The sequence below is a fragment of the uncultured Roseovarius sp. genome, assembly GCF_913054395.1.
In the GTDB taxonomy this organism is placed as follows: Bacteria; Pseudomonadota; Alphaproteobacteria; order Rhodobacterales; family Rhodobacteraceae; genus Roseovarius.
Map to the genome: position 1 here is coordinate 19,545 of NZ_CAJXIP010000004.1, position 13,957 is coordinate 33,501.

The 13,957-nt window shown below is 59.7% G+C and carries 15 protein-coding genes; 10 read left to right on the top strand and 5 right to left on the bottom strand.

All coding sequences use genetic code 11. From position 1 onward, the window contains the following. The 6 genes from QZ522_RS01075 (at position 1) to QZ522_RS01100 (ending at position 8,539) form a co-directional block, all read left to right on the top strand. Positions 1–735 carry a hypothetical protein gene (locus QZ522_RS01075; RefSeq protein ID WP_294606559.1) on the top strand — a complete coding sequence of 245 codons (735 nt, stop codon included), beginning with the start codon at positions 1–3 and terminating at the stop codon, positions 733–735. Beyond that, positions 725–2,278 carry a F0F1 ATP synthase subunit alpha gene (locus tag QZ522_RS01080; RefSeq protein ID WP_294606560.1) on the top strand — a complete coding sequence of 518 codons (1,554 nt, stop codon included), beginning with the start codon at positions 725–727 and terminating at the stop codon, positions 2,276–2,278. The genes QZ522_RS01075 and QZ522_RS01080 overlap by 11 nt, the downstream gene beginning before the upstream one ends. After that, positions 2,275–3,123, top strand: coding sequence for a FoF1 ATP synthase subunit gamma (locus QZ522_RS01085; protein WP_294606562.1), 849 nt, complete (start codon positions 2,275–2,277; stop codon positions 3,121–3,123). The genes QZ522_RS01080 and QZ522_RS01085 overlap by 4 nt, the downstream gene beginning before the upstream one ends. Positions 3,124–3,257: 134 nt before the next feature. After that, on the top strand, positions 3,258–5,549 hold the full coding sequence (locus QZ522_RS01090) for an arginine/lysine/ornithine decarboxylase (protein WP_294606564.1): 2,292 nt from the start codon (positions 3,258–3,260) through the stop codon (positions 5,547–5,549). Between the two features lie 168 nt (positions 5,550–5,717). Beyond that, positions 5,718–6,881, top strand: a complete 1,164-nt coding sequence (locus QZ522_RS01095; protein WP_294606566.1) for a site-2 protease family protein — start codon at positions 5,718–5,720, stop codon at positions 6,879–6,881. 125 nt (positions 6,882–7,006) lie between these two features. Then, positions 7,007–8,539, top strand: a complete 1,533-nt coding sequence (locus QZ522_RS01100; protein WP_294606568.1) for an ATP-binding protein — start codon at positions 7,007–7,009, stop codon at positions 8,537–8,539. Here the strand turns inward: QZ522_RS01100 and QZ522_RS01105 are convergent. Further along, positions 8,488–9,297 carry a response regulator gene (locus QZ522_RS01105; RefSeq protein ID WP_294606570.1) on the bottom strand — a complete coding sequence of 270 codons (810 nt, stop codon included), beginning with the start codon at positions 9,295–9,297 and terminating at the stop codon, positions 8,488–8,490. The two genes, QZ522_RS01100 and QZ522_RS01105, sit on opposite strands and share 52 nt — an antisense overlap. 173 nt (positions 9,298–9,470) lie before the next feature. Here QZ522_RS01105 and QZ522_RS01110 point away from each other — a divergent pair, with 173 nt between their 5' ends. Continuing rightward, the gene (locus QZ522_RS01110; protein WP_294606571.1) at positions 9,471–10,154 is read left to right on the top strand and encodes a helix-turn-helix domain-containing protein; all 684 of its coding nucleotides are present in this window, start codon (positions 9,471–9,473) and stop codon (positions 10,152–10,154) included. A gap of 49 nt (positions 10,155–10,203) precedes the next feature. Here the strand turns inward: QZ522_RS01110 and QZ522_RS01115 are convergent, their stop codons facing one another. Both QZ522_RS01115 and QZ522_RS01120 read right to left on the bottom strand, forming a co-directional pair. After that, entirely contained in the window at positions 10,204–10,635 is a 432-nt protein-coding gene (locus tag QZ522_RS01115; protein ID WP_294606572.1) for a DUF2267 domain-containing protein, read from the bottom strand. 27 nt (positions 10,636–10,662) lie between these two features. Continuing rightward, positions 10,663–10,881, bottom strand: coding sequence for a hypothetical protein (locus tag QZ522_RS01120; RefSeq protein ID WP_294606573.1), 219 nt, complete (start codon positions 10,879–10,881; stop codon positions 10,663–10,665). Positions 10,882–11,024: 143 nt separating this feature from the next. Here QZ522_RS01120 and QZ522_RS01125 point away from each other — a divergent pair, with 143 nt between their 5' ends. After that, on the top strand, positions 11,025–11,513 hold the full coding sequence (locus QZ522_RS01125) for an Hsp20/alpha crystallin family protein (RefSeq protein ID WP_294606574.1): 489 nt from the start codon (positions 11,025–11,027) through the stop codon (positions 11,511–11,513). A 41-nt stretch (positions 11,514–11,554) separates the two neighbouring features. On the opposite strand, the gene QZ522_RS01130 is transcribed toward QZ522_RS01125, so the two are convergent. Then, a complete protein-coding gene (locus QZ522_RS01130; protein ID WP_294606576.1) occupies positions 11,555–11,992 on the bottom strand; it encodes a host attachment protein in 438 nt (145 codons plus the stop codon). A gap of 269 nt (positions 11,993–12,261) precedes the next feature. Between QZ522_RS01130 and QZ522_RS01135 the strand changes: the two genes are divergently transcribed. Both QZ522_RS01135 and QZ522_RS01140 read left to right on the top strand, forming a co-directional pair. Then, positions 12,262–12,768 (top strand): hydrolase, encoded by a 507-nt coding sequence (locus QZ522_RS01135; RefSeq protein WP_294606578.1) that lies wholly within the window; start codon positions 12,262–12,264, stop codon positions 12,766–12,768. Between the two features lie 8 nt (positions 12,769–12,776). Next, positions 12,777–12,995 carry a hypothetical protein gene (locus QZ522_RS01140; RefSeq protein WP_294606580.1) on the top strand — a complete coding sequence of 73 codons (219 nt, stop codon included), beginning with the start codon at positions 12,777–12,779 and terminating at the stop codon, positions 12,993–12,995. Positions 12,996–13,005: 10 nt separating this feature from the next. Here QZ522_RS01140 and QZ522_RS01145 read toward each other — a convergent pair whose 3' ends face one another. Further along, positions 13,006–13,818 carry a class II glutamine amidotransferase gene (locus tag QZ522_RS01145; RefSeq protein ID WP_294606582.1) on the bottom strand — a complete coding sequence of 271 codons (813 nt, stop codon included), beginning with the start codon at positions 13,816–13,818 and terminating at the stop codon, positions 13,006–13,008. Positions 13,819–13,957 lie beyond the last annotated feature (139 nt).

Genomic DNA, 13,957 nt, shown 5'->3' on the forward strand with positions numbered 1-13,957 from the left:
ATGACAATCGACGTCTGGGGGCTCGGATTGCAGGCGATCAACGTCCTGATCCTCGTGTGGCTTTTGTCGCGCCTGTTCTGGCGGCCTGTCGCCGCCGCAATCGCCAGACGTCAGGACACGGCAAATGCGGTCATCGCGACGGCCGAGGCGACACAGGCCAGGGCCGATGCAGCACTGGCCGAGGCAATGCAGGCCCGCGCAGGCATCGCATCTGAGCGCAGTGCGACACTTGACGACGCCAGAACAGAGGCCGAGGCACGGGCAAGGGCGATCCTCACTGCGGCCCGCGGCGAAGCCGACGCAATGATGAAAGCCGCCACGACTGCCATGGAACGCGATGCCGAGATCGCGCGCAAAGCCAATGCAGCGCGGGCGTCCGAACTGTCACTGAAGATTGCGGCGCGGCTTCTGGAACGGATGAACGGCCCCGCGGCACAATCCGCCTTTCTGTCCCAACTCATCACGGCCATCGAACAGATGCCTGCCGCTGACCGCGCAGCACTGGCCGATGGGGCGAATGGCCTAGAAGTTGTCACCCCCGGCAATACCGATGCCGACCACGAGAAGATCGAAAAGGCGATACAGACGGCCCTTGGCGGCACACCAAAGCTGCGCTTCGTCACCGATCCCGGCCTGATCGCCGGGATTGAACTGCGCAGCCCGCATTTTGTTCTCCACAACAGCTGGCAGGCGGATCTGGCGCAGATCAGGAAAGCGGTGACAGATGGCCAATGAGACTCCTGATTGGGTCGGCGCGGCGCATGTCGCGCTGAACAAGGCGGTTCTGGGACCGCGCACCGAACACCGGGGCCGGGTCGAAGAGATCGGCGACGGCGTTGCGATGATCTCGGGGCTGCGCAATGTGTGCCTTGACGAAGTGCTGCGATTTGAAGGCGGGCAGGTCGGCTTTGCCCGCGTGCTTGACCCCGATATGATCGGCTGCGTCTTTCTGGATGCCGCCACCGATGTCGAGGCCGGCGATGCGGTCTTTGGCACCGGAGAGGTCGTGAGCGTTCCCGTCGGCGAGCGGCTCCTTGGGCGGATCGTCGACCCGCTTGGCCGACCGCTCGACGGCAGGGGGGCGATCAAAACCGGGCCGCACATGCCGATAGAGCAACCCGCCCCCTCCATCACCGAGCGCGATCTCGTGACCGATCCGGTTCAGACCGGGATCGTCGTGGTGGACACGCTTTTCGCGCTTGGCCGTGGCCAGCGGGAATTGATCGTCGGCGACCACTCGACCGGCAAGACCACCCTGGCGATAGACACGATGATCGCGCAGGCGCAGAGCGACATGATCTGCATCTATGTCGCTATCGGGCAGAAAACATCCAGCGTCCGCCGCGCAATCGACGCGCTTCAGTCGCTGGGAAACTTTGCGCGCTGCATCGTCATCGTTGCCGGGTCCGCCGAAGCGCCGGGATTGCAGTGGATCGCGCCCTATGCGGGCATGACCATGGCCGAATATTTCCGCGATAAGGGCCAACATGTGCTGATCGTGATCGACGACCTTTCCAAGCATGCGGCCACCCACCGCGAAATCGCTCTGCTGACCCGCCAGTCGCCCGGACGAGAGGCCTATCCCGGCGATGTCTTCTATGTTCATGCCCGCCTGCTGGAGCGCGCCGCCAAGCTGTCACAGGCACGTGGCGGCGGCTCGCTGACCGCCCTGCCGATTGCCGAAACGGTGTCGGGCAACCTGTCGGCCTATATCCCGACCAACCTGATCTCTATCACCGACGGGCAGATCGTGCTCGACTCTGCGTTGTTCCATCAGGGTCAGAAACCGGCTGTGGATATCGGCCTTAGCGTCAGCCGCGTCGGTGGCAAGACGCAGGCCCCCGTGTTGCGCAAGGCCGCAGGCTCGCTCCGGCTCGACTATGCGCAGTTTCTCGAACTGGAGGTCTTTACCCGGTTCGGCGGCATGCCCGACAGCCACGTGCGCGAACAGCTGACCCGCGGCGCCCGGATCAGACAGGCCCTGCGTCAGCCGCAGCATATGCCATACCGTCTGGCGGATGAGATCGCGCTTATGCTGGCGGTACAGAACGGATTGCTCGACCCCTTGCCGCTGGCTGCGGTTGCGCGTTTCCGCACCGCACTGCCAGGCGCTCTGGACAATGACGCAGCCGACGCGCTCCGCCGCCTTGCCGAGACCGGAAAGCTTGATGAAACGGGCCGCGCCGCGCTTATGAAAACGCTCACCCGTCTCGCCGGCTCGCTCGCAGGCGACACCGGCGGGGCGAACGCACCCCCTGAAGGGGAAACCGGCCCATGACCGAACGGCTGGCAGATATCAGCGCCCGGATCGACGGCATCCGCCAGTTGGGGGCGGTGGTGAATGCCATGAAAGGCATCGCCGGCGCCCGAGCCCAACAGGCCCGCGCACAGGCCTTTGCCGTCGACAGCTATGCCGCGACCATCGCGGCAGCCATGTCGCGGGTTCTCGCCCGCGAAAAGACACCCCCCGGCACCGCGGCCAAAAGCGGGGATGATCGGCCGGGCCTTCTGGTCTTTTGTGCCGAGCACGGGTTCGCAGGCGCCTTCAGCGAGCGCGTGCTTGACAGTATCGGTGCGCGGGACGATCCGGCCTACCTGTTCCTCATCGGTAACCGTGGGCTGTCGATCGCCACCGCCCGCGGGCTGAAACCGCATTGGACGGCGCCCCTGCCCTCGCACACGCCCCGCATTCCCAGATTGGCCAATCAGATCACCACGGCCATTTATCGCGCGGTTGCAGAAGGGCGCATCGACTGCCTTGACGTTGTGTTCACCGGCTGGAAATCGGCCCGCCCTGCCCTAGTCAGGCAGCGCCTGTTTCCGATAGATTTGGCCGATCTTCCCAAGACCACGGCAGAGCGCCCGTTGACCCAATTGCCCGACGACACCCTGATCGCGTCGTTGGGGCAGGATTACTTCAATGCGCAGGTCTGCAAGGCAGCGCTTCATGCCTTTGCGTCTGAAAACGAAGCAAGGATGGAAGCGATGTCCTCCGCAGGCAGCGAGATCGCGCGCGAACTCGAAACGTTTCAGGCCACGCTCAGCCGGGTACGCCAAGAGGCCATCACGGCAGAGATCATCGAGCTAGGCACCGGCGCGGCCGCGAGACGCGGCAAGCGGTGATGCGGCAGGGCTTGACTGTGACCGGATCAAAGGAAACAAACGGATTCCAGACCGAAACGGCCCGGATTCCCGGACTGACTCGGTTACGGACTGCGCGTCGGCCCCATCTGCTGGTCTCCTGAAAGGAGAGTTTCATGAAATTCCACTTCCCCATCGTTATCATCGACGAAGATTTCCGCTCTGAAAATTCTTCGGGCCTTGGCATCCGCGCCATGGCGCAGGCCATCGAGAACGAGGGATTCGAGGTATTGGGCGTCACAAGCTATGGCGACCTCACGCAATTCGCACAACAGCAATCGCGTGCAAGTGCCTTTGTCCTGTCGATTGACGACGAGGAATTCAGCCCCGGCCCGGACATTGACCCGGTGATCACCAACCTGCGCAACTTTGTCGAAGAGGTCCGCCGCAAGAATGCCGAGGTGCCGATCTATGTCTACGGCGAAACCAAGACCAGCCGCCATTTGCCCAATGACATCCTGCGCGAATTGCACGGCTTCATCCACATGTTCGAGGACACGCCCGAATTCGTCGCCCGCCACATCATCCGCGAGGCCAAGCTTTATCTGGAAGGCATTCAGCCGCCGTTTTTCAAGGCGCTGCTCGACTATGCCGAAGATGGTTCCTATTCGTGGCATTGCCCCGGACATTCCGGCGGCGTGGCCTTCCTGAAAAGCCCCGTCGGGCAGATGTATCACCAGTTTTACGGCGAGAACATGCTGCGCGCCGATGTCTGCAACTCGGTCGAAGAACTGGGCCAGCTGCTTGACCATGACGGTGCCATCGGCGCCTCCGAGCGGAATGCCGCGCGCATCTTCAACGCCGATCATTGCTTTTTCGTCACCAACGGCACCAGCACCAGCAACAAGATGGTCTGGCATCACACGGTGGCGCCGGGCGACGTGGTGGTGGTCGATCGCAACTGTCACAAGTCGATCCTGCACAGCATCATCATGACCGGTGCGATTCCCGTCTTCCTCCGACCCACGCGCAATCATTTCGGCATCATCGGCCCGATTCCGCGAAGCGAATTCGAGATCGACTCGATCAAGGCCAAGATCCGCGCCAATCCGCTTTTGGCCGGTGTCGATGCCGATACCGTCCAGCCGCGCATCATGACCCTCACGCAGTCCACCTATGACGGCGTGCTCTACAACACTGAGACGATCAAGGAGGTGCTCGACGGCTATGTCGACAACCTCCACTTCGACGAGGCCTGGCTGCCGCACGCCGCGTTTCACCCGTTCTATGGCGATTTCCACGCCATGGGGAACAACCGCGAGCGCCCGGTGCATTCGGTGACCTATGTCACCCAGTCGATCCACAAACTTCTGGCCGGGATAAGTCAGGCAAGCCACGTGCTTGTGCAGGACAGCCAGGAAACACCGCTTGACCGCCACCTCTTCAACGAATCCTACCTGATGCACACCAGCACCAGCCCGCAATACAGCATCATCGCAAGCTGTGACGTGGCCGCCGCGATGATGGAACCGCCCGCAGGTACGGCGCTTGTCGAGGAAAGTATCGCCGAAGCGCTCGATTTCCGGCGCGCCATGCAAAAGGTGGATGCGGAATTCGGTGAAGGCGACTGGTGGTTTCAGGTCTGGGGCCCCGATGTGCTTGACGATGAGGGCATCGGCGAGGCCGAAGACTGGGTTCTGAAAAAGACCGATGCCGATGGCGTACAGCCCTCGGACGGCGAAGAGTCATGGCATGACTTCGGCGAGATGGCGCCGGGCTTTAACATGCTCGACCCGATCAAGGCGACGATCATCACCCCCGGCCTCAATCTTGACGGGCGCTTTGAAAAGACCGGCATTCCGGCCTCTATCGTGACCAAATACCTGGCCGAGCACGGCGTCGTCGTCGAAAAGACCGGCCTCTACAGCTTTTTCGTCATGTTCACCATCGGCATCACCAAGGGCCGCTGGAACACCCTTTTGACCGCCTTGCAGCAGTTCAAGGACGATTACGACAAGAACCAGCCGATGTGGCGTGCGATGCCCGAGTTTTGCGCCAAGCAGCCGCGCTATGAAAGCATGGGGCTTCAGGATCTGTGCCAGCATGTCCACAGCCTTTATGCCAAGTACGATGTGGCGATCCTGTCCACCGATATGTACCTGAGTGATCTGACGCCGGCGATGAACCCGAGCGAGGCGTTTTCGCATATCGCGCGCCGGACCACACAGCGCGTGCCGATCGACGATCTTGAAGGGCGCATCACCACCAGCCTTGTCACCCCTTATCCGCCGGGCATCCCCCTGTTGATTCCCGGTGAGGTGTTCAACAGGAAAATCGTGACATATCTGAAATTCAATCGCGAGTTCGGTCGCGAATGTCCGGGCTTCGAGACCGATATCCACGGTCTTGTACAGGAGGTCGGGAATGACGGTGTCGTGCACTATTTCGCCGACTGCGTTGCGATCTGATCTGATTTGACGGCATGAGGGCGGAGTTGTCCTGATCCGGCGCCATGCCAGCGCCAAGGCCCGTGTAGCCGCCGGGCCTTGACGCCAAGGCGCGCGTGGAAATTGAGGGAAGTCAATTCCGTAGTCGATCAAACTGGTAGGTTTCCAGAAAAATGATCGAAGTGCGCCATGTTCTCACGTGCCGTCAAAATTTTCACCCTGCAAGGCTTTGACATCAGGCTTGACCCAAGCTGGCTGTTGATTGCGACCCTCATCACCTGGACCCTGTCCCGGCAGTATTTTCCGCAGGTTGTCGAAGGCCAGCCGGAAACCACGTATCTCCTGATGGCGCTGTTTGCGATGTTGGCTTTTTTCGGCTCGCTGATCCTGCATGAGCTCGCCCATTCCGTTGTCGCGCGGTTTTACGGGGTCAAGATCAAGAGCATCACCCTGTTTCTGTTTGGCGGCGTGGCCGAGCTGGAAGCCGAGCCGGAGGAGGCCAGCGTAGAGTTCTGGGTCGCCCTGGCCGGGCCGGCAATGAGCGTGGCGCTTGCAGCGATGTTCTGGTTTCTGGCCAGAGTCGGCCAGTTCGCCGGGCTTGGGGCGCCGATCACCGAAGTGCTGTCCTACCTGGGGCTGATCAACCTGGTCCTTGCCCTCTTCAACCTCGTCCCCGCCTTTCCCCTTGATGGGGGCCGCGTGTTGCGGGCCTATTTATGGCACCGCAGCGGCGACGTCCTTTCCGCGACCAAAATCGCCGCCAATTCCGGCAGCACGTTTGCCTATGTGCTGATGGCGCTTGGGCTTTTGCTCTTGTTCGGCGGGCAAACCGCCAGCGGGCTCTGGCAAATTTTCATTGGCATATTCCTGCTACTGGCCGCGCGCTCAGGCTATGAGCAGCAGTTGATGAAAACCTCTCTCAGGGGAAAGACCGTACAAAGCCTGATGAGCAAGAACCCGGTGACCTGCCATCCGGACATAACGCTTTCGATGCTGGTAAACCGGATCATGCTGGTGCAGCGCAGCAGTTTCGTGCCGGTTGTGGAAGACGGTGTTCTTCTGGGGCTTGTGGACAGCCATGTTCTAAGCCTGATTGATCAGGAAAACTGGTCCAATACGAAAGTGGGCGATGTGTTCATTGCCACCGATACGAACAACTGCGTTCCGCCGGACATGCCGGTTCAGGACCTGCTGAACCGGATCACGGCAACAGGTCAGCGAAAGTACCTGGTCGCCGTCGGTCACACTTTGCTCGGGGTTGTGACGCTGTCCGATCTGCTGGGCTATATCAACCTGTTCAACACGTTGCATACGAAGGAAAGGACCATATGGCCCAATGCGCGGTCCGGTTGAGCGACACCCGAAAGTCACGCGACCAGACCGTGTATAAACTTCACGATTAAAGGAGCGCTCCGAAATCCGCTTGAAGTTCAACGTCGACACTTGGCAGATTTGTCCGGGTACGAGGAAACAGCCAGATGACAGGTGCAACAGATACGGCTCTTTTGACTGCGATCATGCAGGCCGCTGTTGATGCGATCATCATATCTGACGGCGGGGGCACCATCCTGCGCGCCAGCGCCGCCGCGGACCGCCTGTTCGACTATGAGGACGGGCAGTTGATCGGCCAGAGCATCAACACTCTGATGACGCACGACCACGCCGACACACATGACGGGTTCATGACCCACTATCTGAACACCGGCGAAAAAAGCGTCATCGACATCAGGCGTGACATCGAGGGGCGGCGCAGGACCGGCGACATCTTCCCGCTGCATGTGTCGGTGGGGCACACCAGGATCGGCGGCGAGGATCTTTTTGTTGCCACACTGCACGACCTGACACAAAGCCATGCCAGCGAAGACGCGCTGACGCGCACACAGCGTCTGGATGCGGTTGGCCAGATGACGGGCGGGATCGCTCACGACTTCAACAATCTTCTGACCGTCATAATCGGCAACCTCGAACTTCTGGGGCTGCGCTGCACCGATGAAAAAACCCGCGAATTCGTGGAGGATGCGCAGGATGCGGCGGAACTTGGGGCCGATCTTATTTCGCGGCTCAAGGTATTCGCGCGCAAGGGCGACCTGAAACCGGTTGCCACAGATCTGCGCGAGGTGTGCAATGCCACGATTTCGCTTTTGAAGACCACGCTTGGCGGCAACTATGCGATCACAACCGACTTTGATGATAACACCGACACGATCCTGGTCGATCAATCGCAATTGCAATCGGCCATAGTCAATCTGGTGATGAACGCGGTTGACGCGATGCACGGCTCGGGCGAACTTGCCTTTTCGATCTCGAATGTGGTCATTGACGACGCCTATATCGCACAGGAACTCGACATCAGCCCCGGCGCCTATGTCCGCCTGTCCGTCAGCGACACCGGCGACGGCATGGACCGCGAGGCGCAGCGCCGCGCCTTCGAGCCTTTCTTTTCCACCAAGGCGGATGGCGGCACCGGTCTTGGCCTTGCTATGGTGCACGGCTTCCTGCGTCAGTCCGGCGGCCATATCACGCTTTACAGCGAACCCGGAATTGGCACCAGCTTCGGGCTGTATTTCCCGGCCCGTGATACCATGACTGCGGCCCGCCCCCCCACCGTACCGACCGACGCGCGCACGCAACGCTGGCTTGAACGGCAGATCCTGATTGTCGAGGACGACCCGCAGGTTCTGAAGCTGTCGCTCAAACGGATACGCGATCTGGGCTTGCAGACACATCAGGCCACGAGCGCCGATCAGGCCTATGCCCTGTTACAGGCCGGGCTGAAGGTCGACGTCGTTTTCACCGATATCGTGATGCCGGGAAAGATGAGCGGATACGATCTTGCGGCGAAGATCAAAGCGGAATTCCCGACCGTCAAGCTTTTGATCACCTCTGGCTATACCAGCGATATCATCAGCGCAAAACTGCCGCACGATGTAAGTTTCGACGTCCTGCACAAGCCTTATCGTCAGGCCGATCTCGTATCGAGATTGGCCGCGCTGCTGGCCGATGAATCCTGAGCGTTTGTCTTTTTGACGTCGCTGGCAAACATGTAACCGACCCCGCGCACCGATTTGATCAGCTTGGGATTGGCCGGGTCGCGCTCTATCTTCTTGCGAAGCCGGGCGACCTGATTGTCGATGGTCCGGTCAAGCGGGTTCCACTCTGTCCCGCCGGTCATATCCATGAGCTGATTGCGCGAAAGTGGACGCTTCGGGCAATCCAGAAACACCTGCAACAGCCGGAAGTCGCCGCTTGTAAGCGGACAGTCATTGCCCGAACGGTCCACCAGTTGAAGGCGGTCTGGCCTGACCACGAGATTATCGAAGACATAGATCGGCTCACGTTTGGCGCGACTGTCCTCCTCGCAGTTGCAGGGCCCGCTGCAACCGCAGGCCTTCACCCCTGTCCCGACCGAACGCCGCAGGACGCTGCGCACCCGCGCCAGAACTTCGCGGATGTGGAACGGCTTGGTGATGTAATCATCGGCCCCGATCTCAAGCCCGACGACCCGGTCGATAACGTCATCCCGTCCGGTGACCATGATGATGGGTACAGCAGAATTTTGCCGTATCCGGCGGGCAATATCGAAACCGTCATCGGGCGCCATCTGAAGATCAAGCGTTACAAGCGCTATATCGTTCTGTCCAAGTACGTCAAACACGCCAGCGGCACTGGCGGCCTCGAACACCTTGAAACCGTCCCCTTCAAGGCAGTTTCGAAGCAATTTTCGCATTTTACTGTCGTCGTCAACAACCAATACACTCGTGCTACGCATATCAACCCCCTCTTGAGACGGATTGTTGCCAGCTAATTTTCAAACAATGATAGACAGCATTCTTAACCGATCAATGTAGAAAATACAATTTGATACAATTCACTACAAACAGGTGACACCTCCTGCGACAAACAAAATCCAAGGTTATCTCGGGCCGACTCGGGGGATCACAAATGTATGTCACCTTTTCCACGGAGTATCACCGATTCAATTCCATCGGTTCTGCCGTCCCCGCTGTCGTCCCCTCGAAATCAGGTCCTGTCAGGACCATAAGGTCCGGTGCATATCTTTATCGCGAAGGCGATGAGGTCATGCATGTCTATGAGGTAATCGAGGGCGTGCTGCGCCTGACCCGCCTTTTGGAGGATGGCCGCCGACAGGTGATCGCATTCGGCTATCCCGGCGATATAGTCGGCTTTCCAAGCAACGGGCGGCATCATACCGATTGCGATGCGCTGACGGAAGCCAAGGTAAGGCCCTATTGCAGTTCGGCGCTGGAAGATGGCACCAACAACCCGCACTTGCAGCGCGCCCTTCTTGAGGCCGCGTTTCAGGAGATCAGCGCCATGCAGGATCATTTCATGATGCTGGGCCGAAAATCCGCCTCGGAAAAGCTGGCGTCGTTTCTTCTGACGCTATGCGAACGCGCCGGGAACGGCCTGGACTGCGATGACCGGATCACACTTCCCATGAGCCGCGCCGACATAGCCGATTTCCTGGGGCTGACCACAGAAACCATAAGCCGCACCTTTGGCCAACTCCGCAAGGCCGGGATTCTCCGGGTGGAACATATCTATACCGTGGTCATCCTCAGGCCTGACGCGCTTAGAACCACCGCCAAAGGCGACGACGCCTAAGACCGGACGGCACGATCGCCGGGGCCCGCCATCACCGCGGCGCCATCTGTCATGGTGCGGGCCAAAGCGCGCGGATCTCCTTGGTCAGGGTGGCGCGAACACCCTCGATCTCGCCACGCGAGATACGCGCATTCAGCAGGTGAAAGACCGCCGTGATATCTTCGGCGCCGCGGTATTCCGTCACCTGCCCGACCTGCTCTTCGATCGCCGCGATGAACTGGGCGGCGTGACGTTCCTTTAGCGGGGTGTTTTTAGGCACCCAGCCCTCAAAGAACATCCCGCGCAGAAGCAGAGGCAACTGGGCGGAAAACTGCGCCACCTCGTTGACACCGAGATGATCGCGGATCTGGTGCAACCCGGTCCTCAGCATCCGTAACGTGCTCGACTTTGACGACCAGCCAAGCCGTTCCGAAAGGTCATTGATCCATTCATGCGTGAGATGGACGGTATGATCTATAACTTCCAGCCCTTGATTTGACATTGCAGGTCTCCTTTTGAAAAAGCGACATCATTGCGTGGCAATCGGGGTCTTGCCGCTCTCGGGGGCATCAGGCGCCTTGCCGATCATCCGCCCGAAGATCGGGCCCCCGACACTGACGGCATCGCCCGCAAGGAACCGGTCACCGCCATGTGTGAAGGCCTGCGGTTCGGCCCTGACCGGCCCGGCAAGAGCGGTCCAGCCAAAGATCAGGGCGAGGATTGCGCAAAAACGGCGAGGCGAGTGCATCGGAATCTCCGGGCAAGTTTCACCTGTGATCATATCCCGCCTGAGGGCGCGCGGATTGATCCGGGTCAATCTGGCGGGCCGCAAAACTGCTACCGATATCCGTGATGCGCCTTTGCATCTTTTCTGAAGAAAGGAGATCTCAGATGACAAGGAACACGCTGCCCGGCCTTTTCTCGGATGATGGGATGACGCCGACACTTTTTCAGTCCCTGCAAAAGGAAATGAACCACATGCTTGACCGGTTCCGCGGCTATCCCGGGCTGTATACCGATGAGACATCCAAACCTGGCTTCAACGGCCTTTTCCCGGCCATTGATCTCGCCGAAAGTGATGACGCCGTGGAAGTCACGGCAGAAGTGCCCGGTGTCAAGGAAGAGGATCTTGATGTCTCGATCTCGGGTCAGGTTCTTGTGCTGAAGGGCGAAAAGCGCAGCGACCACGAGGAGAAAGAGAAAGACTATCACCGGATCGAGCGTAGCTATGGCAGTTTTCGCCGACAAATCCCGCTTGGCTTCAAGCCTGCGGAAGGTGCCGTGAAGGCTAAGTTCAGCGATGGCGTCCTCAGTCTGCATATCGCCAAACCGCCCGAAACCAGAGAGTCGATTCAGAAGGTCGAGATTCACAAGACCTGAAGCACAGGCGGGTCAGCAAGCCCGCTGACCCGCGCCACCTTTCAGACGGCCATGAATTCACCAAGCTGCTTGGGCAGATCGTCCAGCGTCATATTCGTCAGGTCCCGGTCAACCTCGCTCGTCACGACATCGCGCAACCCCTCGGGCATCTCGGCGCGCAGCGTGCCAAGCATATGCGGCCCGGCAACAAGAACAAGCCGGTCAAAATCCCCCTGCACGGACGCCTCTGTCAAGCGCTCGAGGATCATGCGCGCAAAGGCGGTTTCGCTCAGGCGTTTGGGATCGGTCCGATCCCCCGCCAGATGGCTGTGATCGGCACTATTCTGAAACACCCCGGAATCGTCGGAAAACTCGACAGGGTCAGGCGCTTGCAGAACCGGCTCTTTCGTCGGGATGACACCTTTTCCGGGGCCTTTGTTTTGCACGATGCGCGCGGTGCGGGCATTCGCCAGCACAATCCAGGTAACGACAGGTTTCATGACAGTCTCCGTTTTCAGTCCGTTGGGATAATGTCACGACCTGCCCGCGAACGAAGTGATCAAGGTCAATTCACCGGCTCTAAATTTTGTCATCATCAAGAGATCATGAAACAGCATGCTGGAGAATTCACATGGACGAGATTGAAACGCATTGCCCCGGCGCCATTGCCCGGCTCAGGGATGTGCGCGCGCCTGTCCCGACTGATTGAAATCAAAGCGCCGCTCGGGACAATCGCTAGACTGAACCATTCTCGCACAGGAGACCCGCAATGGAGGTCAATAAACTTCCTGATCACGATACCACCGACAACACGACCGGCTGTTGTCCACGATTTGACCCCAAGGGCTGGGACCATCGCACCCTGCATTTCAAGGACAAGCTGTTTGTGCGCGCAACCTCGAAAAGCGTCATGCATGTGCCGATGAACATGGGGGCGGTTTTCTCACGTGTTCAGAACCGTATGGAAACCGATGGCGCCTTCGACCCCAGGAATATGCTCACCCTGAGCCGCGATCTGTCCCCCTGGGAAGCCGAGCATTACTTTGCAGCGACAGGCGATGTCGAAGGCGAGGAAATGGTCCGGTTATCGGGCACCTTCATCACTCGCGTGTTTGAGGGGCCGTACAGATACGCGGCGGAATGGGCGCATGAAATGGAAGTCGCCGCCAGGGCCATGGGCCACGAGGCCAGGCGCATCTTCATGTTCTACACCACCTGTCCAAGATGCGCTGAGGCCTATGGCGAGAATTACGTTGTTGGACTAGCCGAGATATAAAAACCGTCATGACACATCAGCCCCCCGAACATCCCGATCATCCCCCGCAGAGCATCGCCGGCCCGCCAGACGAGCCGAAACCCGAGGTGCCCAACCCCAGCGACCCAAGGCCGGTGCCCACCCCCCCGGAGGCGCCACAGCCGACCGATCCGGCCCCGTCACCGCAGATGCCGGAAGACGTGCCCGCGCCGCCGCCGGAAATCCCGCAACCGCCCGGTGAGACCTGAGTACTTCATTTCAGAGCGGGTGCTGTTCCAGGCGATAGTCATCCGTCACGCAAAACACCGTTTTGTCGGGCACCTCTATCCAGTCATCCTCGGATGTGACCGGCTCCGAGGCGACCTCAAGCGACCGATAGGGCGTGCGCAACGCGTGGTGAACATGGGATTTGCCACAGATGCCGCAGATGAAGACGTGATCGCGGCGCAGGCTGAAGAGCGAGCGGTTATAACGCGACCCGATCAGATGCAGACCGTCGGTCAGGATGATATTCAGGCCCACCCGTGCCTCGGGGTCGATCTCGGCGGACCAGGCCAGAACCTGCCGCAACCCCTGTTGCACGACCTCAAGCAATCCGCGCTCGGGATGATGCAGAAACAGGCTCATCAGGTAGCGAAAGATATGCTCGCTGTCGGTGGTGCCCAGAATTTCGACCCGGTGCAACGGGTCGATATGATCAAGCATCCTGACCCGCACCTCGTCAAAGTTGGGGATCGTGCCGTTATGGGCAAAAATCCAGCGCCCGTGATGAAACGGGTGGGTGTTTTCGATACTGGTTCCCCCAACCGTCGCCCGGCGCACATGCGCCACAACAGTGCGCGCATAGATCCGCGCCGCCTTGCGAGTGAAATGTTCACCGTGAAAGGCGGCCCATGTCTGCTTTTCGATCATCGGCACGCCATCGGGATAATCCGCCACGCCCCAGCCGTGGCCGTGGGCATAGCCCATCATGTCGCCCTTGCTCTGGATCATGAGCGCATTCTGGGCCTTGACCAGCCCGCATTCGACGCGCGTCGGCTCGTTGGCGTGCATTGCATAAAGACGGCACATGGTCACAGCTCCCTGTCGTTCGGATCACCCTAGCAGCGCGGATTTCATGCCCGGCTGACACAGGTCAATTTGTATCCGGCAACATTGGCTAGCCTCGGGCGTATCGTTGATGAAAGGTGACAGGGTGCCGGACACGGCT